This is a genomic window from Pseudomonas danubii, assembly GCF_042980055.1.
In the GTDB taxonomy this organism is placed as follows: Bacteria; Pseudomonadota; Gammaproteobacteria; order Pseudomonadales; family Pseudomonadaceae; genus Aquipseudomonas; species Aquipseudomonas danubii.
On the sequence record NZ_CP116502.1, the window covers coordinates 5,927,362 to 5,953,267 of the forward strand.

Genomic DNA, 25,906 nt, shown 5'->3' on the forward strand with positions numbered 1-25,906 from the left:
GTCGAGCGCCGCGGCGATGATCGAGGTCCTGCTCTCGCCATCCGGCGTTATCACGCTGCTGGTCCTGCTGCTGGCGTCATGGCTGAACCAGGCCCGACTCTACCGACAACGGCACAGTCTTCGGCAGCAATCCGGGAGACTGGAACAATCAGTGGCGGCACTGGAAACCGGCAAGCGCCAAGCCGAAGAAGCCAACCGGTGCAAAATCCAGTTCCTGGGCTGCATGAGCCATGAAATCCGTACTCCGCTGAACGCCTTCATCGGCCTGCTGGAACTGATCCTGCAACGAACCAGGGACCATCCACAAAACCACGCCTCCCTGGAACTGGCCCTGGGCGCCGCCAGGGATTTGCGCGAGTTGCTCGGAGACCTGCTGGACATCAGCCGGCTTGAATCCGGCCACCTGCAACTGAACCCGACTTGGAGCAGCCTGCGGGGCAGCGTCGATGGGGTGATGGGGGTGTTCCAGGCGTTGGCCCGGCAGAAGAACCTGGACCTCAGCCTTGAGTTCAAGGCCCCTGAGCCAGAGCCCCTGGTGCTGATCGACACCCTACGTTTCAAGCAGGTGCTGGCAAATCTGCTGAGCAATGCAATCAAGTTCACCCACCAGGGTGCGGTCCTGGTCAGATTGCAACTGCAACTTACGATGCATGAGGGGCACTACAAGCTGCTACTGCAGGTGCTGGACACCGGCATAGGCATTCCCCGGGAGGAGCGGCAACGGCTGCTGCAACCCTTTGCCCAGGTTGACCCGCACAGCCAGTCGCCACGGGACAGTACCGGGCTCGGGCTGCCCATCAGCCATCAGCTGTGCCAGCAGATGGGGGGCAAGCTGAGCCTGCACGGGCGCCGCGGCCCCGGCAGCGAAGTCCGGGTGGAGTTGCCACTGGCCGGGCGGGAGGGGGCAGCCCGGGCCAGTCCGGCCCCTGTACCCCAGGCCAACCGCCTGCCTCTGGACATCCTGCTGGCGGACGACCACCACGCCAGCCTGACACTGCTGCAGGAACAACTGGAGTACCTCGGGCACCGGGTCACCTGCGTGGGGGATGGAGTGCAGGCCTACGAGCAATGGCAAGAAGGCGATTTCGACTTGCTGATCGTCGATTGCAACATGCCCTTGATGAACGGCTATCAACTGGCCGAGACCATCCGCCGACATGAAGCGCTGCAGCAACGGCCGCCGGTGACACTCCTCGGTTGCAGCGCCAGCGACGGTACCCAGACGATCCAGCGCTGCATGAATGCCGGCATGCACGACTGCCTGCTCAAACCCCTGGATCTGAACCTGCTGAGCCAGACACTGGAGACACTCAAGGCGCTGCCCAGGGCGGACAGTTTCAGCATATCGACCCTGCGCACCCTGACCCGCAACCAGCCACTGCTTGCCCTGCGCATGCTCAAGACGCTCCTGCAGTGCTGTCGCGAGGACCGCCTCGCCCTGGGACTGATTCCGGCCGGCGACTCCCAAGCGTTGGCAGCCTTAGCACACAAGATCAAGGGCTCGGCGAAAATGCTCGGCGCTACCTCTTTACTGGCCTGTTGCGAAGCCCTGGAGCGGGTCTGCCAGGACAATGCCGGGATCGAGGCCTGTAGCGCCGCAAGCAACGCCCTGGACCGGGCCCTGCTGCGCTTTACCCAATCCCTGCTGCAGCATCTGGACCAGCACCGGCAACGGACACCGGCTGCCACCTGCCCCGCCGTGGCCCCGGAGGCTTCTTGGAACCTTGCTGATCACCGATGATCAAGCCTCTTGCCAGGCATATATCAAAAGGCCAGTATTTCAGCGCAGTAGTCCAACTCTATGGGGTCCGTGCCCATGGACTTCCCGACATCCTCAATCCCCAGACAAAGCCAAGGCAGAGAATACCGGCCTTAACTATGCTTGGTTCCTGAGCTATGCCTGATGTGCCCTTGGAGAGAATTGGAATGCCGAGCACGCCACAACCTACACAACGCCGCTTTCCTCTCCATATCCATATCAGCGTGATGTTCACCCTGTTGCTGCTCCTGACTGGCGTGGTGCTGGGCATCTACAACTACCAACAGACCACCCGCATCATCCTGGGCAGCAGTGAAAAACTCTTCCAGCGCATCGAACAGGATGTGCGCAGCGACCTGAAATCCACCTATGACCCCATACGCCACCTGCTCAGCCTGCTGGCGGACAACCCGGCGGCCCAGGCTTCAAACCTGGAACAGCGTCTGGCGCTGCTCAAGCCGTTCAGCCAGTCGTTGCAGGACAACCCGAACCTGGCCTCGCTGTACCTGGGATATGCCAATGGCGACTTCTTCATGGTGCGTCCGCTGCGCAACGCCGAAATCAAGGACAAGCGCCATGCCCCGCCGGACAGCGCCTACGAAATCTGGAGCATCGAGCGCAATGCCAGCAGCGGCCAGGTTCACTCACAGTCGCTGTTCTATGACGCCGGGTTGTCCCTGATCGACCGTCGGCACCACGCCGACGAGCGCTACGACCCGAGAACCCGTGACTGGTTCTCCAGCGCCCGGGGCGATGCCGACCAGATCACCACCCGGCCCTATGTGTTTTATTCCACCCTCAACGTCGGCACCACCCTGGCCCGGCGCAGCGGCAGAATGGCAGTGATCGGTGCCGATCTGACCCTCGAACAACTGTCATCGACCCTGGCCAAGAACCGGGTCACACCGGCCACCGAGGTGGCGCTGCTGGATGACCAGGGCAACGTCGTGGCCTACCCCGACAGCCACAAGCTGCTGCTGGAACAGCGCAGCGCGCGCCTGATCAAGGGCAATGACCTGAACCCGATGCTCGATGCCCTGTTGCAGGGGCAGACCGTTGACGGTCACTTGCAGGCCCTGGGACGCGACTGGATAGTCGCCAGCAGCCATATCGCCGAAGGCGGGCCCGGCGGACTGCGACTGGCATTGCTGGTGCCCGAGGACGAACTGCTGGTCGATGCCTACCGCCTGCGCTGGCAAGGGGCCTTGATCACGCTGACCACCCTGCTGCTGTGTCTGCCCCTGGGCTGGCTGATCTCGCGCATTCTGGTGCGGCCACTGCACGCTCTGGTGCAGGAAGCGGACGCCATCCGCAGCTTCAATTTCGACTACCCGGTGTCGCGGCGCTCACCTGTGCTGGAGGTGGACCAACTGAGCCTGTCCATGGCCCGGATGAAAGATACCCTGGCCAGTTTTTTCGAGATCAACGCCAGCCTGTCCGCCGAAACCCGCTTCGATCCCCTGCTGCAACGGGTGCTGTTCGAGACCGTGAAGATCGCCCAGGCCCAGGCCGGGCTGATCTACCTCACGGAAAGCAAGGGTTCGCGCCTGCAACCCTATGGCCTGATCATCGATGGACAACTCCAGGACCTGCAGCGCTTCGATATCGCCACCAAAGACCTGACGGACCCGAGGCTCCCGGACTGGCTGCATCAATTGACCGACAACGACAACGTGGTCACTACCCTGGGCTTCGAACAGGCCGGCAGCCTGCAAAGCGTGCTGCTGGCCCTGGACAGTCCCAGTTCCCATCTGGTGGGCATCCGCTTGCGCAATCGGCACAACGAAACGGTGGGCATGCTCCTACTGTTTCTGGTGGACAGCGGCACCGAGGCAGACCTGGAAAAACTCAGCCCGGACCGTATCGCCTTTATCCAGGCGGTGTCCGCCACTGCCGCGCTGTGCATCGAGAGCCAGCGCCTGCAGAACAAGCAAAAGCATCTGCTGGACGCCTTTATCCAGTTGCTGGCCGGGGCCATCGATGCCAAGAGTCCCTACACCGGCGGCCACTGCCAGCGCGTGCCGGCCCTGACCCTGATGCTGGCCGAAGCCGCTGCCGCCAGCCAGGACCCGAAGTTCGCCGCCTATCAACCCAGCGACGACGAGTGGGAAGCCTTGCATATCGCCGCCTGGCTGCATGACTGCGGTAAGGTCACGACCCCGGAATACGTGGTGGACAAAGCCACCAAGCTGGAAACCCTGAATGACCGGATTCATGAAATCCGCACCCGCTTCGAAGTGCTCAAGCGCGATGCCTGGATCGACTACTGGCGGGCCGTGGCCGAAGGGGCCGAGGCCACCGCCCAGGCCGCCGAGCGCGACGAGCGCCTGCGGGCCCTGGACGAGGATTTCGCTTTTGTCGCGCACTGCAATCTGGGGGCCGAGTTCATGGCCGAGGCCGACCAGCAGCGCCTGCAGATCATCGCCCAGCGCACCTGGAGCCGGACCCTGGACGATCGCCTGGGGGTTTCCTGGGAAGAGCTGCAGCGTCAGAACCGCACCCCGGCGCCCAGCCTGCCGGTACAGGAGCATCTGCTGGCGGACAAGCCGGAACACCTGCTGGAACGCAGCGCCGTGGAGATCATGACCGCGGACAATCCCTGGGGCTTCAAGCTCCAGGTGCCAGCCCACAAGTACAACCGTGGCGAGCTGTACAACCTGAGCATCCCCCGAGGCACGCTGACCGCCGAGGAGCGCTATGTGATCAATCACCACATCGTGCAGACCATCATCATGCTCAACCACCTGCCCTTTCCCAGCCACTTGCAGAACGTGGCGGAGATCGCCGGCGGCCATCACGAGAAAATGGACGGCAGCGGCTACCCCAAACAGCTCAAGCGTGAACAGATGAGCCTGCCGGCGCGGATGATGGCGATTGCCGATATCTTCGAGGCACTGACCGCGGCAGACCGCCCCTACAAGAAGGGCAAGACCCTCAGCGAAGCGCTGAACATCATGGCCATGATGTGCCGCGACGCCCACATCGATCCCGAATTGTTCGAGCTGTTTCTTCAGGAGCAGATCTATCAGCGCTACGCCGAGCGCTTCCTGGTGCCACAGCAGATCGATGCCGTGGATCGTGACGCTCTGTTGAAAAAGGCAGGGTTGACCGCCTGATGGCGGTCAGCAGTCACTCAGGCGCAGGAAGATCGCCGCCAGTTGTTCGATCCCGGCCTGGTCCGCCGGGCTGAAGCGGGCCAGTTTCGGACTGTCCAGGTCGAGCACGCCGATCAACCGGCCGTCCTTGACCAGGGGCACCACCAGCTCGCTGTTGGACGCGCTGTCACAGGCGATGTGTCCGGCAAAGGCATGCACATCCTCTACCCGTTGAGTCTGCAGGGTGGCCGCGGCAGTGCCGCATACGCCACGACCGAAGGGTATCCGCACGCAGGCGATCTGGCCCTGGAACGGGCCGAGCACCAATTCCTGGTTGCGATTGAGGTAGAAGCCGGCCCAGTTCAGGTCATCGAGCTGGCTGAACAGGAACGCCGAGAACTGCGCGGCATTGGCGATGAAGTCACGCTCATCGGCCAGCAGCGACTCCAGCTGGGCACACAGCAGCCCATAGCCATCCAGACCTTGGCCGGCACTTTGCAAATCGATCATGCTTTTTGCTCCAACAACTGCAAGCCCACCCAATAGCGGGCAAATTGATAGGCACATCGGCCGTTGCGGTTGCCCCGGCCCGTGGCCCAGCGTACCGCCAGAATGTCCAGCTCTTCAGTGCGCTGCCAGCTCAAGCCGGCCTTGCGCGCCAGTTCGCCGATCCAGTGTTCCACCACATTGAGAAAGTGTTCCTGAGTGAAGGGATAGAACGAGAGCCACAGGCCAAAGCGGTCCGACAGGGCGATCTTGTCTTCCACCGCTTCGCTGGGGTGCAGTTCGCCGTCAACCCGCTTCCAGTTCTCGTTGTCACTTTCCTTTTCCGGCACCAGGTGCCGGCGGTTCGAGGTGGCGTACAACAGCACGTTTTCCGGAGCCTGCTCCAGGGAACCGTCGAGTACGCTCTTGAGCACCCGGTAGTCGCCCTCGCCGGCCTCGAACGACAGGTCGTCGCAGAACAGCACGAAACGCTGGGGCAGCTTGACCAGTTGCTCCACCACCCGTGGCAGGTCCGCCAGGTGATCACGTTCGATCTCGATCAACCGCAGGCCGCCCTTGGCGTGCTCGGCCAGCAAGGCTCGCACCAGGGAGGATTTACCGGTGCCACGCGAGCCCCAGAGCAAGGCATGGTTGGCCGGCAGGCCGTCAAGAAACTGCTGGGTATTGCGCGCCAACTGCTCGCGCTGCTTGTCGACCCCGATCAGATCGCTCAGGCGCATATCCAGGCTGACTTCCAGGGGCAGCAGGAAGCCACTGCGGCCTTCACGCTGCCAGCGGGCTGCCAGGCACTGATTCCAGTCGATGCTCTGACGCAAGGCAGGTAGCAGCGGTTCGATTCGGGCCAGGACGGCATCGGCACGTTCAAGAAATGCATTCAATCGGGCATCCACGACTTTTCCTCAGGCACGTTCAAGGTAATGATGCGTCACACAGACCAAACGCCGTCCTGATCAAAGGGTCTATTGCCTTATCAGCTGCTGCCAGGCCAGGCCGGCAACCAAAGATGATCAGCTATGCTTGCGCAGCGAAGGGAAACGAAAGTGGTTCAGCCCCCCATGGATATCAAGTTCACCAATCGCCTGTCCTATAAACAGGCCCGGCTCACCGTGCTGGTGGGTTTCATTCTGGGGACCGCGCTCAGTCTGCTGCAAATCGGCATCGATTATGCCAGCGAAGATGCCTCCATCAATCGTGAAATTCAGTCACTGCTGGAAATCAGTCACAACCCGGCCTCACGCATTGCCTACAACATCGACTCCGAACTGGCCCAGGAACTGACCCTGGGCCTGCTGCGTTCCCCGGCGATCATTCGTGCGCAGCTCATCGACAACAACAATACCCTGCTGGCCAACGTCGAACGGCCCGCGCAACAGAGCCCCTACCGGGCCCTCAGCGACTTCCTGTTCGGTGCCGACCGGCAGTTCGAAAATCGCCTGTACCTCAGCCACCTGCCCGAGGAGTCCCTCGGCACCCTGCATCTGGACGTCGACACCTATGCCTTCGGCAGCCGCTTCCTGCGCCGCGCCGAGGTCACCCTGATCAACGGCTTCGCCCGTAGCCTGATCCTCACCGGGATTCTCCTGGCACTGTTCTACGTCATGCTGACCAAGCCTTTGGTAGGGGTGATCCGCGAGCTCAGCAGCCGTGACCCGCGCAGCCCGCAACAGACCAAACTGGAGTTTCCCCACGGCCACGAGAACGATGAAGTCGGGGTATTGGTCAAGGTGGCCAACCAGCAATTCGAGATCATGGCCACCGAGATCCAGCAACGACGCAATGCCGAGAACCGCCTGACCGAATACCTCGGGCAGCTGGAAAACATGGTCTCGGCACGCACCACCGAGCTCAAGGCCAGCAACGCCCGGCTCAGCCAGTCCAACGAGGAGCTGGAGGTCGCCCGGCGCACTGCCCTGGACATGGCCCAGGCCCGCGCTGCATTCCTGGCCAACATGAGCCACGAGATCCGCACCCCGCTCAACGGCCTGCTGGGGATGATCGCCCTGTCCCTGGACAGCCCGCTGACCCCCGAACAGCGCCAGCAACTGTCTATCGCCCACGACTCCGGCAAAGTCCTGGTGGAGCTGCTCAACGATATTCTCGACATGTCCAAGTTCGACGCCGGGCAGTTGGAGTTGGAGCGCATCCCCTTCGACCTCGGGGTGCTGGTGGAAGACACCGCCAACCTGTTATCGCAGAACGCGGCAGCCAGCGTGGAACTGGCCTGTCTGATCGCCCCGGACTTTCCGGCCCTGGTGCTGGGGGACCCGATGCGGGTACGACAGATCGTCAGCAACCTGCTGTCCAATGCCCTCAAGTTCACCCGCTTCGGCCGCGTCGATGTGCGCCTGAGCACCCAGGGCGACGGGGTGCGTATCGAAATCTGCGACACCGGGATCGGCATCGCTCAGGAAGCCCAGGTACGGATCTTCCAGCCCTACACCCAGGCGGGCGCCGGTATCACCCGCCAATACGGCGGCACGGGGCTGGGCCTGGCCCTGACCTACAACCTCTGCGAGGCCATGAACGGGCGCTTGAGCATCAGCTCGGAAGTGGGCTTCGGCAGTCAGTTCTGCGCCGATCTGCCGCTGCCCTGCCATACCCCGGCCATTGCGCCGCCGGCGCTGTCCGGCAAGATCATCGCCATCACCGACGCCGGCAGCGGCCTGGCTGAACTGCTGGGTTCCCTGCTGCCGACCTGGGGGCTCGACTACCAGCGTTACGACATCGAGGACTCGCTGGCCGGGCGTGACCCCGACCTGCTGATCACGGATTGCCCGGAATGCCTGTTCGGCCTGCGCCCGGCCATTACCGCGCCGATCCTGCTGGTGACCGCCTATGGCAGCTTCCTGCCCAGCGAAGAGGCCAGCGCCCTGGCGCCGCTGCAGCAACAGGCTCGCCCCTTGGCGCGCAATGCCTTGTATCAGACCCTGCGCCGCTCGTTGCTGGCGGAAACCATTACCCTCAATGACGCCCAGCTGGAAATGCCGGCGCAGATCCGCCGGGCAGACATTCTGCTGGTGGAAGACAACCCGGTGAATCAACTGGTGGCCAAAGGCATGCTCAGCAAGCTCGGGTGTGCCGTGACCGTGGCCGTCCATGGCGCCGAGGCCCTCAACCAGTTGGAGCACAACCGCTTCGACCTGGTGCTGATGGACTGCAACATGCCGGTCATGGACGGTTATGAAGCCAGCCGACAGATCCGCCGCAGTGGGCGCTGGCCGGACTTGCCGATCATTGCCCTGACCGCCAACGCCATGCCCGAGGAGCGCGAACGCTGCCGAGCGGCGGGCATGAGCGACTACCTGGCCAAGCCATTTCGCCGCGAGGAACTGATCGCCCTGCTGGATCTGTGGGTGCCCACTACGACAAGGCTCTGATCTGCTGCAGCAGGTGATCGAGGCCGTCGCGCAACTGGTCCAGGCTGTTGAGGTCAACGCCGCTCTCGCACAATAGCGCCGCCTTGAGTGGCGGCACCTGATCGCGCAGCGCCAGACCCGTTTCACTCAAGCTCAGGTGCACTTCCCGCTCATCACGTCCTGAGCGTTGGCGCTGCACCAGTTGCAGTTGTTCAAGACGCTTGAGCAATGGGGTCAGGGTGCCGGAATCCAGGGACAGACGCTCCCCCAGCGCCTTCACCGTCGGCTGCGGCACAGGCACCGCCTGCCACTCCCACAGCACCAGCATCACCAGGTACTGCGGATAGGTCAGGCCCAGGCGGTCGAGCATCGGCTTGTAGCCACGAACCACCGCCCGCGAGGCAGCGTACAGCTTGAAACACAGCTGGGAATCGAGTTTCAGTGAATCCGCCGACAGGTCGTTCATTTGAGCAGGGCTTCAATCTCGCGGCCGAGGTCCTGGGGCTTGGTCGTCGGCGCGAAACGCTTGACCAGCTTGCCGTCCTGGCCAATCAGGAACTTGGTGAAATTCCATTTGATGCCCTGGGAACCCAGGACCCCAGGCGCACGCTTCTTCAACTGGACGAACAGCGGGTGAGCGGCGGCGCCATTGACTTCGATCTTCTTGAACAGGGGGAAGCTGACACCGTAGTTCAGCTCGCAGAACTCGGAAATCGCCCCTTCGTCACCCGGTTCCTGCTGGCCGAACTGGTTGCACGGAAACCCCAGTACCACCAGGCCCTGGTCCTTGTAGGTCTGCCACAACTCCTCCAGTCCCTTGTACTGGGGCGTGAAGCCACATTTGCTGGCGGTGTTGACCACCAGCACAGCCTTGCCGGAGAAGTCCGCCAGGGTCTTCTGTTCACCCTTGATGGTGGTGCAGGGAATAGTCAGCAGCGAATCGGTCATGGCAGCAATTCCATTCAAGATAAGAGGCAGTAAAAATAGCGATCAATTAAATTGCACGCAATTTAATTAACCGAAAGGCGACTCCGAAGAATCGCCCTGCTATTCAACGCGGAACCAGATCCAGGCAAACCGAATTGATGCAATAACGCAAGCCGGTGGGCGGCGGACCGTCCGGGAAAACATGGCCCAAGTGGGCATCGCATTTGGCACAAACCACTTCGGTCCGGATCATGCCGTGGCTCACGTCACGAATCTCGACCATGGCACTGTCGGCGATGGGTTCAAAGAAACTCGGCCAGCCACACCCAGAGTCGAATTTGGCCTTGGAGTCGAACAACGGCTCATTGCAGCAGATGCAATGATAGACCCCATCGGTCTTGGTGCCGTTGTACTTGCCCGAGAAGGGCCGTTCGGTGCCTTTGAGCCGGCAGACGTTGTACTGCTCCGGATCGAGCATCGCCCGCCACTCTTCCAGGGTTTTTTCCAGCTTTTCCATGGTCCTTCCTCTGCAACGGAAAAAGCCCGATCTGTGTCTTTTCCACGGATCGGGCGGCACGTATGATTGCGCCTCGTCAGACGCCAGTCTGGCAGCCGCGTTACACCCATTCAAACGGATTTTGCCGCGCCGGTGCGGGCTACAGGCCGGTGTGACACGGCAGGATTCCCAGTACGGTAGTTCATCCTCCGCCTGGATCGTTCATTTTCGGGAACACATCGCCATGCAGGTCAGCAAATCGAACAAGCTCGCCAACGTCTGTTATGACATTCGCGGCCCAGTGCTCAAGCACGCCAAGCGTCTGGAAGAGGAAGGCCATCGCATCCTCAAGCTGAACATCGGCAACCCGGCGCCCTTTGGTTTCGAGGCGCCGGACGAGATTCTCCAGGACGTGATCCGCAACCTGCCCACCGCCCAGGGCTACAGCGATTCCAAGGGCCTGTTCAGTGCGCGCAAGGCGGTGATGCAGTACTACCAGCAGAAGCAGGTGGAAGGCATCGGCATTGAAGACATCTACCTGGGCAACGGTGTTTCCGAACTGATCGTGATGGCCATGCAGGCCCTGCTCAACAATGGCGACGAAGTGCTGGTACCGGCGCCGGACTACCCGCTGTGGACCGCCGCGGTGAGCCTGGCCGGCGGCAACCCGGTGCACTACCTGTGCGACGAGCAGGCCAACTGGTGGCCGGACCTGGCCGACATCAAGGCCAAGATCACCCCGAACACCAAGGCACTGGTGATCATCAACCCGAACAACCCCACCGGCGCCGTGTACCCCAAGGAGGTGCTGCTGGGCATGCTGGAGCTGGCTCGCCAGCACAACCTGGTGGTGTTCTCGGACGAGATCTACGACAAGATCCTCTACGATGACGCCGTGCACATCTGCACCGCTTCCCTGGCGCCAGACCTGCTGTGCCTGACCTTCAACGGCCTGTCCAAGTCCTATCGGGTGGCGGGCTTCCGTTCCGGCTGGGTAGCCATTTCCGGTCCCAAGCAGCATGCCCTGAGCTATATCGAAGGCATCGACATGCTGGCCAACATGCGCCTGTGCGCCAACGTGCCCAGCCAGCACGCGATCCAGACCGCCCTGGGCGGCTACCAGAGCATCAATGACCTGGTACTGCCGCCCGGCCGCCTGCTGGAACAGCGCAACCGTACCTGGGAGCTGCTCAACGACATTCCCGGGGTCAGCTGCGTGAAACCCATGGGCGCGCTGTATGCCTTCCCCCGGATCGACCCGAAAGTCTGCCCGATCCATAACGATGAGAAGTTCGTTCTCGACCTGCTGCTTTCGGAAAAACTCCTAGTGGTCCAGGGCACCGCCTTCAACTGGCCTTGGCCGGATCACTTCCGCGTGGTCACCCTGCCGCGGGTCGATGACCTGGAACAGGCCATTGGGCGGATCGGAAGTTTCCTCAAGTCCTACCGCCAGTAATCCGAATCACGCAGTGCGATCCTTACCCGGTCGCACTGCGATTAATTCAGCAACACATCTTCGCTGCCCTGCACCACGCCCCTTCTATAAGCTTGCACTTTCCGTCCGGCCCATTGTCACAAATCCTGCACCGCAGCCGGTTGATTGCCCCATCCGACAATCGCCCGCGCCGCGTCCATGCAAGCGTCTAACCCCGGGGCTAGACGACACAGTTTGAAATAGAAGCCGTATTGAATAGGCCGTTGCCGCACCTTATATACCCCGCAGTACGCTACATCTTTAGCTTGAGGAGATTTCTACAACCATGATGCGAATCCTGCTGTTTTTGGCCACTAACCTTGCGGTCGTGCTGATTGCCAGCATCACCCTGAGCCTTTTCGGCTTCAACGGGTTCATGGCGGCCAATGGGGTTGATCTCAACCTCAATCAGCTGCTGATTTTCTGTGCCGTCTTTGGTTTTGCCGGTTCGCTGTTCTCGCTGTTCATCTCCAAGTGGATGGCGAAGATGAGCACCAGCACGCAGATCATCACTCAACCGCGCACCCGCCATGAGCAATGGTTGTTGCAAACCGTTGAGCAACTGTCCCGCGAAGCCGGGATCAAGATGCCCGAAGTGGGTATTTTCCCGGCCTACGAGGCCAACGCCTTCGCCACCGGCTGGAACAAGAACGACGCTCTGGTGGCGGTCAGCCAGGGCCTGCTGGAACGCTTCTCGCCCGATGAAGTGAAAGCCGTACTGGCCCACGAGATCGGTCACGTTGCCAACGGCGACATGGTGACCCTGGCGCTGATCCAGGGCGTGGTGAACACCTTCGTGATGTTCTTCGCGCGGATCATCGGCAACTTCGTCGACAAGGTGATCTTCAAGAACGAAGAAGGCCAGGGCGTTGCCTACTACGTGGCGACCATCTTCGCCGAGCTGGTCCTGGGCTTTCTCGCCAGCGCCATCGTCATGTGGTTCTCGCGCAAGCGTGAATACCGTGCCGACGAAGCCGGTGCCCGCCTGGCCGGCACCAACGCCATGATCGGTGCCCTGCAGCGCCTGCGTTCGGAACAGGGCCTGCCGGTGCATATGCCCGACACCCTGAACGCCTTCGGCATCAATGGCGGCATCAAACAGGGTCTGGCTCGCATGTTCATGAGCCACCCGCCGCTGGAAGAGCGTATCGACGCCCTGCGTCGTCGCGGCTGATCAGCCAACCGGAAACACCCAAAAGGGCGACGCAAGTCGCCCTTTTGCATGCTGCGGGAAAACACCTGTCAGCGTCCGCCCTGCTTTTCCAGACGATAGACTCGCTCCACCAGCCGCGTGACTCCATTCTGGAGAAACTTCCAGCTCTCCCCCAGAATGTCACGCTCAACCTCTACCTCCAGCTGCCAGGCACTCCCCAGTCGCTCACGGACTTCATCGTCGAGCACCGCAAATGGCGGACCGTCCAGCTGAGACTGATCGTAATCCATGGCAATCAACAGCCCCTTGCTGCCCGCGGGCAACAGACTATTGAGGTGCGCGGCGTAGCGCTGACGCATTTCGGGGGGCAAGGCGATCATCGCGGCACGGTCGTACAGTGCAGTACAACCCGCAACGTCCTCGACAGTCAGGGCAAAGAAGTCACCGCACCAGAGCTGGATCGGACCATGGGCATAGACCTTGAAGCCACCTCGCTGGCTGAGCTGCGGTTCTAGATTGTGCTCGCGAAAGAAGTCTTCAACGGCCTTCTCCGCCAACTCGATGCCCAGAACCTGAAAACCCTGGTTGGCAAGCCAGATCAAGTCCAGGCTCTTGCCGCACAGAGGCACTAGCACCCGCGCGTCCGTGGGCAAGCCCAAACCCGGCCAGTACCGTTGCAGGTAGGGGTTGACCTCTGCCAGGTGAAAACCGATCTGATCCTGCTCCCAGCGTTTTTGCCAAAAGTCCGCGTGCATGAGAAGTCCTTAAAATTCGATCAAATAGCCCTAAAACTTATATTAGATTTAGATCAATGATCTGATTGAAGATGGCGCATCTTAACCTTCAGGACCTTCTCATGCTCCCCAGCCTGTTTATCTCCCACGGTTCTCCCATGCTGGCCCTGGAGCCCGGTGCCAGCGGTCCTGCCCTGGCCAACCTGGCGGCACAGCTGCCACGCCCCAAGGCGATCCTGGTGGTTTCAGCCCATTGGGAAAGCCAGGATCTGCGGGTCAGCTCCCACCCTCATCCGGAAACCTGGCATGACTTCGGCGGCTTTCCTGCCGCACTGTTTGCCGTGCAATACCCGGCTCCCGGCGATCCTGAACTGGCAGCGCAAGTGGTGGAGTTGCTCAAGGCCGACGGCCTGCCGGCGCAGTTGGACAACCAGCGGCCTTTCGACCACGGCGCCTGGGTGCCACTGTCGCTGATGTATCCACAAGCAGACATCCCGGTGATCCAGTTGTCACTGCCCAGTCACCAGGGCCCCGCCCTGCAGACCCGCATCGGTCATGCCTTGGCGAACCTGAGGAAACAAGGCGTGCTGCTGATCGGCTCCGGCAGCATTACCCACAACCTGCGGGAACTGGACTGGCACGCCGGGCCGGAAAGCGTCGAGCCCTGGGCCAAGGCCTTTCGTGACTGGATGATCGAAAAACTGGCGGCCGACGACGAAGCAGCCCTGCATGACTATCGGCAGCAAGCACCGAATGCCGTGCGCAGCCATCCCAGCGATGAACACCTGCTACCGCTGTACTTCGCCCGGGGTGCCGGTGGCGAATTCAGCGTGGCCCACCAGGGCTTCACCCTGGGCGCCCTGGGCATGGACATCTACCGCTTTGGCTGATGCCTCAACGGCAAGACTGCTACACAACCCCGCAGGAACCGGCTTGCCGGCGAACAGTCCCGACCCAAACTCCAGGCAAAAAAAATCCCCGAACCAGTCGGGGATTTTTTATGCCTGATCAATCAGCCCGAGAGCGGATCAATCTTCGCGGTAGCGACGCAGCTTCAGCTGCTTGCCGGCAACGCGAGTGTCCTTGAGCTTGGTCAGCAGACGGTCGAGACCGTCTTCCGGCAGCTCGACCAGACTGAAGCTGTCACGCACCTGGATGCGACCGATGGCTTCACGGGCCAGGCCGCCTTCGTTGAGGATCGCGCCCAAGAGGTTCTTGGCAGCGATACCGTCACGGGCACCCAGCGCGGTACGGCAGCGAGCACGGCCTTCGCCCAGAGGCATTGGCGCGCGACGCTCACGGTCACCACGATCAGGACGATCGCCGGAACGCTCAGGACGATCACCACGTGGCGCGCTGTTGGGCACCAGTGGACGCTCTTTCTCGATGGCTGCCAGGTTCAGCGCTTGACCGTTGGTGGCCTTGCGCAGCAGGGCCGCGGCCAGGGCGCGCGGGCTGCAACCGATATCGGCAGTCAGGCGATCCAGCAGCTCACCGTGGGTGGCTTCAGCATCAGCTACCAGCGGCGACAGGCTGTTGGTCAGCTTCTTGATGCGCGCATCAAGAACAGCTTGGGCGTCCGGCAGGCGAACTTCGGCAACCTTCTGCCCGGTCACACGCTCGATCACTTGCAGCATGCGGCGCTCACGCGGAGTCACCAGCAGCAGCGCACGACCTTCGCGACCGGCACGGCCGGTACGGCCGATACGGTGCACGTAGGATTCCGGGTCGTACGGCATATCCACGTTGAATACGTGGGTGATACGCGGTACGTCCAGACCACGAGCGGCGACGTCGGTGGCCACAACGATGTCCAGACGGCCATCCTTGAGGGAGTCGATCACGCGCTCACGCTGGTTCTGGGCGATGTCACCGTTCAGCGCAGCGGCTTTGTAGCCTTTGGCTTCCAGGGCACTGGCCAGGTCCAGGGTCGCTTGCTTGGTGCGCACGAACATGATCAGGGCGTCGAAATCTTCAACTTCCAGCAGGCTCAGAACAGCAGAGGTCTTCTGGTCAGCGTGAACCAGCAGGTGAGCCTGCTCGATCGCGGTGACGGTCTGGGTCTTGCTCTGGATCTTGACGTGCTTCGGGTCCTTCAGGTGACGCTCGGCAATGGCCCGGATCGACTGCGGCAGAGTGGCCGAGAACAGTACGGTCTGGCGGGACTCAGGCATGGCCTTGAAGATGACTTCCAGGTCATCCATGAAGCCCAGCTTGAGCATTTCGTCGGCTTCGTCGAGAACCAGGTGGTTCACGGTGGCCAACACTTTTTCGTCGCGACGCAGGTGGTCGCACAGACGGCCCGGAGTGGCGACAACGATCTGTGCGCCATTACGGATTGCTTTCAGTTGTGGGCCCATCGGCGCACCGCCGTAGACGGCCACAACAGTCACGCCCGGCATTTGCTTGGCGTAGGTTTCGAAAGCGGTTGCAACTTGCAGCGCCAACTCACGGGTTGGGGCCAGGATCAGAGCTTGCGGCTCGCGCTTGGACGGATCAATGCGGTGCAGGATAGGCAGGGCAAAGGCAGCGGTTTTACCGGTACCGGTTTGCGCCTGGCCAATCATATCGTGACCGGCAAGGATGATCGGGATCGACTGCTGCTGAATAGCCGAAGGCTCTTCATAGCCGGTAGCGACTACTGCAGCGACAATATTGGGATGAAGTTCAAGAGCGGCGAAGCCGCCGATTTCCTGGGTCATGGGTCTGCCTCTAAGTGCATCCGCAAAGACCCATGCTCCAAAGCTGCGCATGCCGTGTAAGACTCAAGAGTCACCCTGGCAGCTTTGTCGGCGGGGATTTGCGAAAACGATTGGATGAATGGATCGTCAAGGATAGTCCGCGCAGCGGACAAGCAGCCGAAGCTGACTTCGGGGAATTGCATTACCTAAACGTGGCCCGGCTAAAGGCCGGCGCGCACTATACCGGAATTACTCAAAAAAGGGAGTTTTTTTTATCGGAAAAATCCGCTGAACGCCCGATGGTCACGGGCTTTGCGCAGACTCGAAGGGCGCGCTATTTTGCTTGAGCCCGCCGTTGTTGGTCGCCACCGCTAAAACGATTCACCCTGGTGCTTGAAAGCCGTCTTGCCCATTCCCTCTTCCCCCCCTTGAGGATCGCGCTCATGAATCAGCCCAGTGCCAGCCGTGTCAGCCGCGAACTGCGCGGTCATCTATTCCTGATCGGCCTGGACCGGGTCGCCAAGCGCAATGCCTTCGATCTGGAGCTGCTCAACCAGCTGAGCCTGGCCTATGGCGAGTTCGAAGCCAGCAGCCAAGCGCGGATCGCCGTGGTGTTCGGCCACGGCGAACACTTTACCGCAGGGCTGGACCTGGCCAATGTCGGCGCTGCCCTGGCTCAGGGCTGGCAGGCACCGCCCGGCGGCTGCGACCCCTGGGGCGTGTTCGCCGGACCACGGGTAAGCAAGCCCGTGATAGTCGCCGTACAGGGTTACTGCCTGACCATCGGCATCGAGCTGATGCTGGCGGCGGACATCAACCTCTGCGCCAGCAATACGCGCTTTGCCCAGATGGAAGTGCAGCGCGGCATCTTTCCCTTCGGCGGCGCAACCCTGCGCCTGCATCAACTGGCCGGCTGGGGCAATGCCATGCGCTGGTTACTGACCGGTGACGAGTTCGATGCCCATGAAGCCCTGCGCCTGGGGCTGGTCCAGGAAGTGATGGCCAGTGAGGACCTGCTGCCACGGGCCATTGAACTGGCCGAGCGGATTGCCCGACAGGCGCCGCTGGGGGTGCAGGCGACGCTGATGTCGGCGCGCCAGGCCAGGCTAGAAGGCGAGACGCTGGCCGCTCAGGGCTTGCCACCGCTGATACACAAACTGATGAACAGTGAGGACGCCAAGGAAGGCGTGCGGGCGATGATCGAGAAGCGACCGGGGGTGTTCAAGGGTTGCTGATCCAGGAGGCCGGCAGATCGTCCTCGCCGACAAACCGGCTCCTGCGCAAGTATCAGGTGGCGGGACGAATGGCCTTGATCAGCGACTGCAGGGAATAGCCCAGGCGCGGGGCCAGGGCTTCAGCCCGGGCGGTCAGGCTCGGCAGATCCAGGTCCTGCTCCAGGTCGGATGGCACGATCAGAATCACATTGCCCTCCTTCACCGGCAGCTCCCAGTAGTGGCGGTGATAAAGGCCACGCAACAAGGCTGCGCCCAGAGGTTTGCCGTCATCGGTAGCCCACTGGTTGATCACCAGCCAACCTCCGGGATTGAGGCGCTTCTGGCAGTTTTCCAGGAAGCCCCAGGCCAGATGACCGACGCCCGGGCCGACATCGGTGTACAGATCGACGAAGATCAGGTCAGCGGATTCGGCACTGTCCAGCAACTCCAGGGCGTCACCCACTCTTATATAAAGACGCGGATCATCGTCCAGGCCCAGGTACTCGATGGCCAGGCGTGGAACATCCGGGCGCAGTTCGATGGCTTCGACGTCTTCCAGGGGCAGGAACTTCAGGCAGGCCTGGGTCAGGGTCCCGGCGCCCAGGCCGAGAAACAGTGCGCTCTCCGGCGCCTCATGACACAGGGCACCGATCAGCATGGCCCGGGTGTAGTCGTACTCCAGCCAGCTGGGGTCGGCGGTGAACACGCAGCTTTGCTCGATGGCGTCGCCAAATTCGAGGAAGCGGTAGTCCGCCACTTCCAATACCCGAATCATGCCGAACTGGTCATGAACCTCGGCGAGCACACGCTCGACGCGCTCCTCAGTCATTTCATCTCCTAGTCGCGGGGCTCGCAATCGGGCCGGCGCGATAAACCAACCGCTCGGCAGCGAGCGGGAAAGGCGCGATTGTCGGCCAAGCGAGAGGAGCAGGTCACGCACTAATTTGCTGCTAACATGCCCCTCCCACCGTAACGCACTCGAGTCCGCGATGAGCCAACCCTGGAGCCCCGACAGCTGGCGCGCTTTGCCGATCCAGCAACAACCCCAGTACCCCGACGCTGCGCATCTGCTGCAGGTCGAGCAAACCCTGGCCAGTTATCCACCGCTGGTGTTTGCCGGTGAAGCCCGGGAGTTGCGCCGCCAGTTTGCCGAAGTGACCCAGGGCCGCGCCTTCCTGCTGCAGGGCGGCGACTGTGCCGAAAGCTTCGCTGAGTTCTCCGCCGCGAAGATCCGCGACACCTTCAAGGTGCTGCTGCAGATGGCCATTGTCATGACTTTTGCCGCCGGCTGCCCGGTGGTCAAGGTCGGACGCATGGCCGGCCAGTTCGCCAAGCCGCGCTCGGCCAACGACGAAACCATCAATGGCGTGACCTTGCCGGCCTATCGCGGCGACATCGTCAACGGCATCGGCTTTGATGCAAAAAGCCGGATACCGGACCCGGACCGCCTGCTGCAGTCCTACCACCAGGCCACGGCCACCCTGAACCTGTTGCGGGCCTTCGCCCAGGGCGGCTTTGCCGACCTGCACCAGGTGCACAAGTGGAACCTGGACTTCATCGCCAACTCGGCTCTGGCCGAAAAATACAGCCAGCTCGCGGACCGCATCGATGAAACCCTGGCCTTCATGCGTGCCTGCGGCATGGACAGCTCGCCGCAACTGCGCGAGACCAGCTTCTTCACCGCCCACGAAGCGCTGCTGCTCAATTACGAAGAGGCCTTTGTCCGCCGCGACAGCCTGACCAACGACTATTACGATTGCTCGGCGCACATGCTGTGGATCGGCGACCGCACTCGCCAACTCGACGGTGCCCACGTGGAGTTCCTGCGGGGCGTGAACAACCCGATCGGGGTCAAGGTCGGCCCGAGCATGAACACCGAGGAACTGATCCGCTTGATCGACATCCTCAACCCGGACAACGATCCCGGGCGCCTCAACCTGATCGTGCGCATGGGCGCCCACAAGGTCGGCGACCATCTGCCGCAACTGATCCGTGCGGTAGAAAGCGAAGGCAAGCAGGTGCTCTGGAGTTCGGACCCGATGCACGGCAACACCATCAAGGCCAGCAGCGGCTACAAGACCCGGGATTTCGCGCAGATCCTCACCGAGGTCAAGGAGTTCTTCCAGGTGCACCAGGCTGAAGGCAGCTATGCCGGCGGCATCCATATCGAGATGACCGGTCAGAACGTCACCGAGTGCATCGGCGGCGCACGGCCCATTACCGAAGACGGCCTATCGGATCGCTATCACACCCATTGCGATCCGCGGATGAACGCCGACCAGTCCCTGGAACTGGCCTTCCTGATTGCCGAGACTTTGAAGCAGGTCAAACGCTAAAAGCGCTGTCGCGGACAAACCCGCTCCTGCAAGGCCACTGTAGGAACGGGCTTGCCTGCGAAGCGCTTCACTCCAGCACCTCACGCAGATGTCGCGCAGCATCACGCTGGCAATTGAGCTGAATCTGCTCCAACCCCAGCCAATCGGCCATCTTGCGCAATTGCACGGCCAATGCCCGGATGCCCTCTTCGTCCAGACCGGGCTGCTCTTCATGCACCCCATGCACCGCCAAACGCCCCTGAGCTCGCTCCGCCCGCAAATCGACCCGAGCGACGATCCGCTCGTTGTGCAAGAACGGCAGCACGTAATAGCCATAGACCCGCTTGTGCCGGGGCGTATAGATCTCCAGCCGATAGCGGAAATCGAACAGTCGCTCAGTGCGGCTGCGCTCCCAGATCAGTGAGTCGAACGGTGACAACAGCGCACTGGCCTCGACCTTGCGCGGCACCTTGACCTGCGGCAGGCAATAGGCCGGCTGACGCCAACCCTGAACCTCGCAGGCCAGCAACTCGCCGGACTCCACCAGCTCGGCGAGTCGTGCACGGCTGTCGCCTGGATCGAGACGAAAATAATCCCGAAGGTCCTTTTCCGTGGCCACACCCAGAGCGGTTGCGCCATGCAGCATCAGGCGACGCTGGGCCTGAGCCTCATCCAGCAGCGGTTGCCGAAGGATCTGCGGCGCGATCACCCGCTCCGGCAAATCGTACAGGCGCTCGAAGCCGCGGCGCCCCGCCACCGTTACCTCACCGGCCGCGAACAGCCATTCCAACGCATGCTTTTCTTCGCTCCAATCCCACCAGGGCCCGGCACGCTCCTCACGGGTGGACAGGCTGCCGGCGCCTAGCGCGCCCTGCTCTTCAACTGCGGCCATTACCCGACGGACAGTGGCCTGGCGCTCCAGACCAAAGCGCGTCAACTGGGAGTAGATACCCTGCCCTTGTTTTGCCCGCTGCATCCGCCAGCGCATCAGCGGGTACATGGACATGGGTAGCAACGACGCCTCATGCCCCCAGTATTCAAACAACGTACGTTGCCGGCCCTGACTCCAGGCGGCCTGATCGAGCAACGCCTGTGGATAACTGCCCAGGCGGGAAAACAGCGGCAGGTAATGGGCCCGCACCAAGGCGTTGACCGAATCGATCTGCAACAGGCCCAGGCGTTCTATCTGCTGATTGAGGCGTGCGGCCTTGATCGTTGCCGACGGCTGGCGCCCGCCGAAACCCTGGGCGGCCAGCGCCAGACGTCGAGCCTGCTTGAGAGAGAAAGAGCATTGTGCGGGCATGGGAGTTCTCCTTGTCTGCCCGCACGCTAGCGCACCGGGAAGTGGCTTGTGTAGCACTCTTGCCGCTATTTATGCATCGGGTCGTCCCAGAACGGGCGGACCCGCTCATGCTCGACATCGGCCCGCGTCAGGCCCAGGTCCTTCAACGCCTCATCGCTCAGCCCGGCGAGCATCCGGCGCTCACGGCCAAGCTCATACCAGCGCATGACCCTGCGCCATAAGCCGCTCAATGACAGCGCCTGAAATGACAGCTTGTGGACCAGCACATAACCCTTTTGACCTTTCATCATCTTGCCCTCCAGTGGGGATGACGCCAGTCTCTGCTTAGGATTAAGATCAATCCAACGAATGTTTCTTATGCCATTCATCTCAGGATTTGATGGAATGTCCCAGTTCCCCAGCATCGACACCGAAGTCCTGCGCACCTTTGTCGCCATCGCCGATGAAGGCGGTTTTACCCGGGCCGGCGAACGGGTCAATCGCACCCAGTCGGCGGTGAGCATGCAGATGAAACGCCTGGAAGAAGATGTGCTGCAACGCCAGTTGTTCCAGCGCGACGGGCGCCAGGTCAAGCTCACCGCCGAAGGCCAGGTGCTGCTGGGCTACGCCCGACGCATCCTGAAACTGCACAGTGAAGTGTTCAATACCTTGCGCGAACCGCACATGGTGGGCCTGGTTCGCATCGGAACTCCGGATGATTATGTGATGCGCTTTCTACCGGGAATCCTGTCGCGCTTTGCCCAAAGCTACCCGCTGATCCAGATCGAGGTGCATTGCGAATCCAGCAAACAGTTGCTGCAACGCCAGGATCTGGATCTGTCCATCGTCACCCGCGAGCCGGGCAGCGAGATCGGCCAACTGCTGCGCAAGGAGCGCTTCGTCTGGGCCGTGGCCCAGGGCTTCAATCCCCACGAGCAATCGCCATTGCCCCTGGCGATGTTCAACAGCGACTGCTTTTGCAGACTCTGGGCCTGCAACGCCCTGGACGCCGCCGGACTCGACTACCGGATTGCCTACAACAGCTCGAGCCTGGCGGCGTTGATGGCCGTGGTCAGTGCCGGGCTGGCAATCACCGCGCAACTGGAAAGCCTGATCACACCGGACATGCGCATTCTCGGCGAGGCTGAGGGGCTGCCCCAATTGCCGGAGGCGAGCATCATGCTGCTGCGCAACCTCAATACGCCCTCGCCCATCACCGAGTGCCTGGCGGAGCACATTGTCGAAGGCTTCAAACTTTGAAGGCCAGCATCACCGCGCACACCACCAGGAAACCGCAGAACAGCGCCCGCAGCAGGCGCTCGGGCAAAGCATGAGCCACCTTCACTCCCCAGCTGATGCTCAACAGGCCGCCGACCGCCAACGGCAGACCGATCATCCAGTCCACTTGATGATGGACACCGTAGGTCACCAGGGTCACGCCGGTGCTCGGCAACGCCAGGGCCAGGGACAGCCCTTGTGCCACCACCTGGGTGGTACCAAAGACGCTGGTCAATACTGGCGTGGCCACTACCGCTCCGCCTACGCCGAACAACCCGCCCATGGCCCCGGAAGCGGCGCCCAGAACCCCCAGCCAAGGCCAGGAATAACGCATCCGCGTGCTGGCCGGCGCGCTGCTCATGAACATGCGCAGCAGGTTATAGGCCGACAGCACCAGGAGAAAGACGACAAAGCCGATACGCATCTTCTGCGCGTCGATGCCCACCGCCCAGATCGAGCCGAGCCAGGCGAAACTAAAGCCCATCACTGCCAGGGGCAAGGCATGGCGCAATTCAATCCGGTTGCGCTGGTGATAGCGCCACAGCGCCAGCATCACATTGGGCACCACCATCACCAGTGCAGTGCCCTGGGCAATCTGCTGATCCAGGCCGAACAACACCCCCAGCACGGGAATCGCGATCAAGCCGCCGCCGATACCGAACAAACCACCCACAGTGCCCAGGGCCGCGCCCAACAGCAGATACATCACTAACTCGATCACAGCCGCTCTCCTCACCTGAGAGCTGCATGCTACGCAGTCGGCCCTGGCACGGAAACGCACAGCAACGCACAATGGCTGTGCCGTTTTCGCATAAGCGCTCTGACCATGAATCCCAACACTCTCACCGAACAACTGGGGCTGTTTCTCGATGTGCTGGAAGCCGGCAGTTTTTCCGCCGCGGCTCGCCGCCATCCACTGACGCCCTCCGCCGTGGCCCGGCGTATCGACAGCCTGGAAAGTGCCGTGGGCACCACGTTGTTCATGCGCACCACCCATGCCGTGGTCGCCACAGCCGCTGGCCTGGCCTTCGCCGAACGGGCCCGGCGCATTGTCGCTGAACTGCAACTGGCCCGGGCCGAGGCGGTGTCCCTAAGCCATGCGCCGGAAGGCCTGATCCGCATCGATGCCCCGGCCGCCTTCGGCCGCCGTCATCTGGCACCGGCGATCGCCGACTTCCTGGTGCTCTATCCCGGCCTGGATGTACAACTGCACCTGATCGACAGCTTCGTCGACATGCAGGGCTCGCACCTGGGCAAAGTGGACCTGGTACTGCGGGCCGGGCAACAGGTGGATACCCGGATGGTGGCCACCTCCCTGGCCAGCATCGTACGCATTGCCTGTGCCAGTCCGTCCTACCTGAAGAGCCGTGGCACCCCGACTCAACCCGCTGAGCTCAGCCAGCACGACGGCCTCGACTGGGATGGCCTGGCACCCTTGTTCGCCTGGCGCTTTGAACGGGACGGACAGCTGCACAGTCATCGCCCACAACGCATCCGCCTCAGCGCCAACAATGCCGAAGCCCTGCTTTCGGGAGCCTTGGCTGGGCTGGGAATTGCTCACTTGCCCACCTGGCTGGTGAGTGAGTACCTGTTGCGCGGAGAACTGGTGCCGTTGTTCTGTGATAACGGTCTGCCCAAGCCGGAAACCGCCGGTATCTATGCCTTGCGCATGGAGCAGCATCCCAATGCCCGTAGCCGCCTGCTGCTGGAGTACCTGAAAAGTCGCTTCAGTCCGGTTCCGCCATGGGACCTGGCACTGCAGAGTGCAATGAACTGACGTCGAAGAAAATTATCTGGTGCATTAAAGACTCGCCCGCTAGATTCAGGACCATTAACGACCAAGGCCCCCGACATGACCACCGACCGCTCTACCCCGGATACCTGCGAACAGCTGCTGTTGGACAACCAAGTGTGTTTCGCCCTGCACTCCACATCGCTGCTACTGACCAAGGTCTATAAACCGTTGCTGCAGCAACTGGGGCTGACCTATCCGCAGTACCTGGCAATGCTGGTGCTCTGGGAGCGGGATGGCCTGACCGTCGGCGAAATCAGCCAGCGCCTGCTGACCGACCCCGGCTCGCTGACTCCCTTGCTCAAGCGCCTGGAAGCCGAGGGTCTGCTGAGCCGCACTCGCAGCCGGGAAGATGAGCGAGTGGTCATTGTCGAGCTGACGGAACAGGGCCGAGCGATGCGCGAACAAGCCCAGAACATCCCACAGTGCATCCTCGGCGCCAGCGGTCGGACAGTGGAGCAGTTGCGGCAGCTGCAGGAAGATTTGCAGGTGCTGCGGGGGCATTTGCAGGACAGTCTCTAAGGCTTCGCCGACAAGCCAGCGCCTGGAGCTGGGGCTAGGGCTGGTTTTGAGAAAAAATATATGTTTAAAAAACAATGAGTTGAGCCAGAAACAGGGCTTCGGGCAATAGTTTGCATAAAATTTATCTTGCACACTAAATATTTGAGCGATACATTTATTTCGCACTTACTTAGCGCGCAAACAATTAGCGCAAAAACAACCCAGCACGAGGCTTTCACCATGCAAACTCTCTACACCGCAGTTGCAACCGCCACCGGTGGCCGTGATGGCCGCGCTGTTTCCAGTGACAACATCCTCGACGTCAAACTGGCCACCCCCAAGGAACTCGGCGGGGCCGGTGGGCAGGCGACCAACCCGGAGCAGCTGTTCGCCGCCGGCTATTCGGCCTGCTTTATCGGTGCCCTGAAGTTCGTTGCCAGCCAGAGCAAGCGCAAGATCCCGGACAACGCCTCGATCACCGCCCATGTCGGTATCGGTCAGATCCCTGGCGGCTTTGGCTTGGATATCGATCTGCATGTGAGCCTGCCCGGCCTGGCTCAGGAAGAGGCGCAAAGCCTGGTGGATGCCGCACATCAGGTCTGCCCCTACTCCAACGCCACCCGTGGCAATGTTGATGTACGCCTGCACGTGAACGTCTGAAACAGTAAACGCCAGGCATAAAAAAGCCCGACTCAAGGTCGGGCTTTTTCATCGACAAGATCGAACCAGGATTAAACCTTGGCGCGGCCCTTGTAGGAACCGCCTTCGCGGGTATCGATCTCGATCATGTCGCCGATTTCGATGAAGTCCGCAACGCTCAGCTCGGTACCGTTTTTCAGTTTGGCAGGCTTCATCACCTTGCCCGAAGTGTCGCCGCGAGCGGAACCTTCGGTGTAGTCAACCTGACGCACGATGGTGGTCGGCAGGTCAACGGAAACCAGACGGTCTTCGAAGAACACGGCTTCGCAAACGTCGGTCATGCCTTCTTCGATGAACGGCAGAACGGCCTCGATGTCTTCGGCGTTCAGCTCGTACATGGTGTAGTCAGTGGTGTCCATGAAGGTGTAGGTGTCACCGCTGATGAACGACAGGGTCGCTTCTTTGCGATCCAGGATCACGTCGTCCAGTTTGTCGTCCGCACCGTAAACGGTTTCGGTCTTGTAACCGGTCAGCAGGTTCTTCAGCTTGGTCTTCATGATCGCGCTGTTACGACCGGACTTGGTGAATTCAGCTTTCTGAACCAGCCAAGGATCGTTGTCGATACGGATCACGGTACCGGGTTTGAGTTCTTTACCAGTTTTCATTGCGAATATCCGAATTTGGATGGGATTTACAAAAATCT

General features: G+C 61.5%; 24 protein-coding genes and 1 pseudogene. 13 read left to right on the forward strand and 12 right to left on the reverse strand.

Features of this window, described 5'->3' with window-relative positions; translation table 11 throughout:
• Positions 1-16 precede the first annotated feature (16 nt).
• Both PFZ56_RS26495 and PFZ56_RS26500 read left to right on the forward strand, forming a co-directional pair.
• The gene (locus PFZ56_RS26495; protein ID WP_170002742.1) at positions 17-1,741 is read left to right on the forward strand and encodes a response regulator; all 1,725 of its coding nucleotides are present in this window, start codon (positions 17-19) and stop codon (positions 1,739-1,741) included.
• Positions 1,742-1,926: 185 nt separating this feature from the next.
• Positions 1,927-4,875, forward strand: a complete 2,949-nt coding sequence (locus PFZ56_RS26500) for an HD domain-containing phosphohydrolase (protein ID WP_170002744.1) — start codon at positions 1,927-1,929, stop codon at positions 4,873-4,875.
• A 6-nt stretch (positions 4,876-4,881) separates the two neighbouring features.
• Here the strand turns inward: PFZ56_RS26500 and PFZ56_RS26505 are convergent, their stop codons facing one another.
• Positions 4,882-5,364 carry a GAF domain-containing protein gene (locus PFZ56_RS26505; RefSeq protein WP_016965076.1) on the reverse strand — a complete coding sequence of 161 codons (483 nt, stop codon included), beginning with the start codon at positions 5,362-5,364 and terminating at the stop codon, positions 4,882-4,884.
• Positions 5,361-6,251: an ATP-binding protein gene (locus tag PFZ56_RS26510; protein WP_110653134.1), complete on the reverse strand. Its 891-nt coding sequence runs from the start codon at positions 6,249-6,251 to the stop codon at positions 5,361-5,363. Before PFZ56_RS26510 ends, PFZ56_RS26505 begins: the two co-directional genes overlap by 4 nt.
• Before the next feature lie 165 nt (positions 6,252-6,416).
• On the opposite strand from PFZ56_RS26510, the gene PFZ56_RS26515 reads away from it, so the two are divergent.
• Positions 6,417-8,738 (forward strand): response regulator, encoded by a 2,322-nt coding sequence (locus PFZ56_RS26515; protein WP_170002746.1) that lies wholly within the window; start codon positions 6,417-6,419, stop codon positions 8,736-8,738.
• Here the strand turns inward: PFZ56_RS26515 and PFZ56_RS26520 are convergent.
• From PFZ56_RS26520 to msrB, 3 genes are all read right to left on the reverse strand, one after another.
• A complete protein-coding gene (locus PFZ56_RS26520) occupies positions 8,722-9,183 on the reverse strand; it encodes a MarR family winged helix-turn-helix transcriptional regulator (RefSeq protein WP_102860911.1) in 462 nt (153 codons plus the stop codon). The genes PFZ56_RS26515 and PFZ56_RS26520 overlap by 17 nt on opposite strands.
• The gene (locus PFZ56_RS26525) at positions 9,180-9,665 is read right to left on the reverse strand and encodes a glutathione peroxidase (RefSeq protein ID WP_110594560.1); all 486 of its coding nucleotides are present in this window, start codon (positions 9,663-9,665) and stop codon (positions 9,180-9,182) included. The genes PFZ56_RS26520 and PFZ56_RS26525 overlap by 4 nt, the downstream gene beginning before the upstream one ends.
• A gap of 103 nt (positions 9,666-9,768) precedes the next feature.
• A complete protein-coding gene (msrB, locus tag PFZ56_RS26530; RefSeq protein ID WP_102880431.1) occupies positions 9,769-10,161 on the reverse strand; it encodes a peptide-methionine (R)-S-oxide reductase MsrB in 393 nt (130 codons plus the stop codon).
• A gap of 223 nt (positions 10,162-10,384) precedes the next feature.
• Here msrB and PFZ56_RS26535 point away from each other — a divergent pair, with 223 nt between their 5' ends.
• Positions 10,385-11,596: a pyridoxal phosphate-dependent aminotransferase gene (locus PFZ56_RS26535; RefSeq protein WP_016965070.1), complete on the forward strand. Its 1,212-nt coding sequence runs from the start codon at positions 10,385-10,387 to the stop codon at positions 11,594-11,596.
• Positions 11,597-11,900: 304 nt separating this feature from the next.
• Positions 11,901-12,788 (forward strand): protease HtpX, encoded by an 888-nt coding sequence (gene htpX, locus PFZ56_RS26540; RefSeq protein WP_102880432.1) that lies wholly within the window; start codon positions 11,901-11,903, stop codon positions 12,786-12,788.
• A gap of 68 nt (positions 12,789-12,856) precedes the next feature.
• On the opposite strand, the gene PFZ56_RS26545 is transcribed toward htpX, so the two are convergent.
• Positions 12,857-13,522 carry a thiopurine S-methyltransferase gene (locus PFZ56_RS26545; protein ID WP_170002748.1) on the reverse strand — a complete coding sequence of 222 codons (666 nt, stop codon included), beginning with the start codon at positions 13,520-13,522 and terminating at the stop codon, positions 12,857-12,859.
• A 101-nt stretch (positions 13,523-13,623) separates the two neighbouring features.
• Here PFZ56_RS26545 and PFZ56_RS26550 point away from each other — a divergent pair, with 101 nt between their 5' ends.
• Positions 13,624-14,391 carry a class III extradiol ring-cleavage dioxygenase gene (locus tag PFZ56_RS26550; RefSeq protein ID WP_102880434.1) on the forward strand — a complete coding sequence of 256 codons (768 nt, stop codon included), beginning with the start codon at positions 13,624-13,626 and terminating at the stop codon, positions 14,389-14,391.
• Positions 14,392-14,529: 138 nt separating this feature from the next.
• On the opposite strand, the pseudogene PFZ56_RS26555 reads toward PFZ56_RS26550, so the two are convergent.
• Positions 14,530-16,237 (reverse strand): annotated as a pseudogene (locus PFZ56_RS26555) (DEAD/DEAH box helicase).
• Positions 16,238-16,313: 76 nt separating this feature from the next.
• Here PFZ56_RS26555 and PFZ56_RS26560 point away from each other — a divergent pair.
• Together PFZ56_RS26560 and PFZ56_RS26565 are read left to right on the forward strand one after the other, a co-directional pair.
• A complete protein-coding gene (locus PFZ56_RS26560) occupies positions 16,314-16,529 on the forward strand; it encodes a hypothetical protein (RefSeq protein ID WP_162884077.1) in 216 nt (71 codons plus the stop codon).
• Positions 16,530-16,625: 96 nt separating this feature from the next.
• Positions 16,626-17,417 (forward strand): crotonase/enoyl-CoA hydratase family protein, encoded by a 792-nt coding sequence (locus PFZ56_RS26565; RefSeq protein WP_102860906.1) that lies wholly within the window; start codon positions 16,626-16,628, stop codon positions 17,415-17,417.
• A 52-nt stretch (positions 17,418-17,469) separates the two neighbouring features.
• On the opposite strand, the gene PFZ56_RS26570 is transcribed toward PFZ56_RS26565, so the two are convergent.
• Complete coding sequence (locus PFZ56_RS26570; protein ID WP_102860905.1) at positions 17,470-18,225, reverse strand: spermidine synthase; 756 nt, start codon at positions 18,223-18,225, stop codon at positions 17,470-17,472.
• 160 nt (positions 18,226-18,385) lie between these two features.
• Here PFZ56_RS26570 and PFZ56_RS26575 point away from each other — a divergent pair, with 160 nt between their 5' ends.
• Positions 18,386-19,732, forward strand: coding sequence for a class II 3-deoxy-7-phosphoheptulonate synthase (locus PFZ56_RS26575; protein ID WP_102860904.1), 1,347 nt, complete (start codon positions 18,386-18,388; stop codon positions 19,730-19,732).
• Positions 19,733-19,799: 67 nt separating this feature from the next.
• On the opposite strand, the gene PFZ56_RS26580 is transcribed toward PFZ56_RS26575, so the two are convergent.
• Positions 19,800-21,014, reverse strand: coding sequence for a winged helix-turn-helix domain-containing protein (locus PFZ56_RS26580; RefSeq protein ID WP_170002750.1), 1,215 nt, complete (start codon positions 21,012-21,014; stop codon positions 19,800-19,802).
• A gap of 65 nt (positions 21,015-21,079) precedes the next feature.
• Positions 21,080-21,301: a DUF1127 domain-containing protein gene (locus PFZ56_RS26585; RefSeq protein WP_102861006.1), complete on the reverse strand. Its 222-nt coding sequence runs from the start codon at positions 21,299-21,301 to the stop codon at positions 21,080-21,082.
• Between the two features lie 97 nt (positions 21,302-21,398).
• Here PFZ56_RS26585 and PFZ56_RS26590 point away from each other — a divergent pair, with 97 nt between their 5' ends.
• On the forward strand, positions 21,399-22,253 hold the full coding sequence (locus PFZ56_RS26590) for a LysR substrate-binding domain-containing protein (RefSeq protein ID WP_102880437.1): 855 nt from the start codon (positions 21,399-21,401) through the stop codon (positions 22,251-22,253).
• Here PFZ56_RS26590 and PFZ56_RS26595 read toward each other — a convergent pair.
• Complete coding sequence (locus PFZ56_RS26595) at positions 22,243-22,992, reverse strand: sulfite exporter TauE/SafE family protein (protein ID WP_170002752.1); 750 nt, start codon at positions 22,990-22,992, stop codon at positions 22,243-22,245. The two genes, PFZ56_RS26590 and PFZ56_RS26595, sit on opposite strands and share 11 nt — an antisense overlap.
• 105 nt (positions 22,993-23,097) lie before the next feature.
• Between PFZ56_RS26595 and PFZ56_RS26600 the strand changes: the two genes are divergently transcribed.
• The 3 genes from PFZ56_RS26600 (at position 23,098) to PFZ56_RS26610 (ending at position 25,224) form a co-directional block, all read left to right on the forward strand.
• Positions 23,098-24,048 carry a LysR family transcriptional regulator gene (locus PFZ56_RS26600; RefSeq protein ID WP_102860900.1) on the forward strand — a complete coding sequence of 317 codons (951 nt, stop codon included), beginning with the start codon at positions 23,098-23,100 and terminating at the stop codon, positions 24,046-24,048.
• 75 nt (positions 24,049-24,123) lie between these two features.
• Positions 24,124-24,585, forward strand: a complete 462-nt coding sequence (locus tag PFZ56_RS26605) for a MarR family winged helix-turn-helix transcriptional regulator (RefSeq protein ID WP_102880440.1) — start codon at positions 24,124-24,126, stop codon at positions 24,583-24,585.
• Positions 24,586-24,804: 219 nt separating this feature from the next.
• The gene (locus PFZ56_RS26610; RefSeq protein WP_102880441.1) at positions 24,805-25,224 is read left to right on the forward strand and encodes an organic hydroperoxide resistance protein; all 420 of its coding nucleotides are present in this window, start codon (positions 24,805-24,807) and stop codon (positions 25,222-25,224) included.
• A 71-nt stretch (positions 25,225-25,295) separates the two neighbouring features.
• Here the strand turns inward: PFZ56_RS26610 and PFZ56_RS26615 are convergent, their stop codons facing one another.
• A complete protein-coding gene (locus PFZ56_RS26615) occupies positions 25,296-25,868 on the reverse strand; it encodes an elongation factor P (protein ID WP_007931398.1) in 573 nt (190 codons plus the stop codon).
• Between the last annotated feature and the right edge of the window lie 38 nt (positions 25,869-25,906).

What these genes read in the sequence shown, in the direction of transcription:
- PFZ56_RS26495 (WP_170002742.1), top strand. Translation starts at nt 17, where the DNA reads ATGATCGAGGTCCTGCTCTCGCCATCCGGCGTTATCACGCTGCTGGTC.
- PFZ56_RS26500 (WP_170002744.1), top strand. Translation starts at nt 1,927, where the DNA reads ATGCCGAGCACGCCACAACCTACACAACGCCGCTTTCCTCTCCATATC.
- PFZ56_RS26505 (WP_016965076.1), bottom strand. Translation starts at nt 5,364, where the DNA reads ATGATCGATTTGCAAAGTGCCGGCCAAGGTCTGGATGGCTATGGGCTG.
- PFZ56_RS26515 (WP_170002746.1), top strand. Translation starts at nt 6,417, where the DNA reads ATGGATATCAAGTTCACCAATCGCCTGTCCTATAAACAGGCCCGGCTC.
- PFZ56_RS26520 (WP_102860911.1), bottom strand. Translation starts at nt 9,183, where the DNA reads ATGAACGACCTGTCGGCGGATTCACTGAAACTCGATTCCCAGCTGTGT.
- PFZ56_RS26525 (WP_110594560.1), bottom strand. Translation starts at nt 9,665, where the DNA reads ATGACCGATTCGCTGCTGACTATTCCCTGCACCACCATCAAGGGTGAA.
- msrB (WP_102880431.1), bottom strand. Translation starts at nt 10,161, where the DNA reads ATGGAAAAGCTGGAAAAAACCCTGGAAGAGTGGCGGGCGATGCTCGAT.
- PFZ56_RS26535 (WP_016965070.1), top strand. Translation starts at nt 10,385, where the DNA reads ATGCAGGTCAGCAAATCGAACAAGCTCGCCAACGTCTGTTATGACATT.
- htpX (WP_102880432.1), top strand. Translation starts at nt 11,901, where the DNA reads ATGATGCGAATCCTGCTGTTTTTGGCCACTAACCTTGCGGTCGTGCTG.
- PFZ56_RS26545 (WP_170002748.1), bottom strand. Translation starts at nt 13,522, where the DNA reads ATGCACGCGGACTTTTGGCAAAAACGCTGGGAGCAGGATCAGATCGGT.
- PFZ56_RS26550 (WP_102880434.1), top strand. Translation starts at nt 13,624, where the DNA reads ATGCTCCCCAGCCTGTTTATCTCCCACGGTTCTCCCATGCTGGCCCTG.
- PFZ56_RS26565 (WP_102860906.1), top strand. Translation starts at nt 16,626, where the DNA reads ATGAATCAGCCCAGTGCCAGCCGTGTCAGCCGCGAACTGCGCGGTCAT.
- PFZ56_RS26570 (WP_102860905.1), bottom strand. Translation starts at nt 18,225, where the DNA reads ATGACTGAGGAGCGCGTCGAGCGTGTGCTCGCCGAGGTTCATGACCAG.
- PFZ56_RS26575 (WP_102860904.1), top strand. Translation starts at nt 18,386, where the DNA reads ATGAGCCAACCCTGGAGCCCCGACAGCTGGCGCGCTTTGCCGATCCAG.
- PFZ56_RS26580 (WP_170002750.1), bottom strand. Translation starts at nt 21,014, where the DNA reads ATGCCCGCACAATGCTCTTTCTCTCTCAAGCAGGCTCGACGTCTGGCG.
- PFZ56_RS26585 (WP_102861006.1), bottom strand. Translation starts at nt 21,301, where the DNA reads ATGAAAGGTCAAAAGGGTTATGTGCTGGTCCACAAGCTGTCATTTCAG.
- PFZ56_RS26590 (WP_102880437.1), top strand. Translation starts at nt 21,399, where the DNA reads ATGTCCCAGTTCCCCAGCATCGACACCGAAGTCCTGCGCACCTTTGTC.
- PFZ56_RS26600 (WP_102860900.1), top strand. Translation starts at nt 23,098, where the DNA reads ATGAATCCCAACACTCTCACCGAACAACTGGGGCTGTTTCTCGATGTG.
- PFZ56_RS26605 (WP_102880440.1), top strand. Translation starts at nt 24,124, where the DNA reads ATGACCACCGACCGCTCTACCCCGGATACCTGCGAACAGCTGCTGTTG.
- PFZ56_RS26610 (WP_102880441.1), top strand. Translation starts at nt 24,805, where the DNA reads ATGCAAACTCTCTACACCGCAGTTGCAACCGCCACCGGTGGCCGTGAT.
- PFZ56_RS26615 (WP_007931398.1), bottom strand. Translation starts at nt 25,868, where the DNA reads ATGAAAACTGGTAAAGAACTCAAACCCGGTACCGTGATCCGTATCGAC.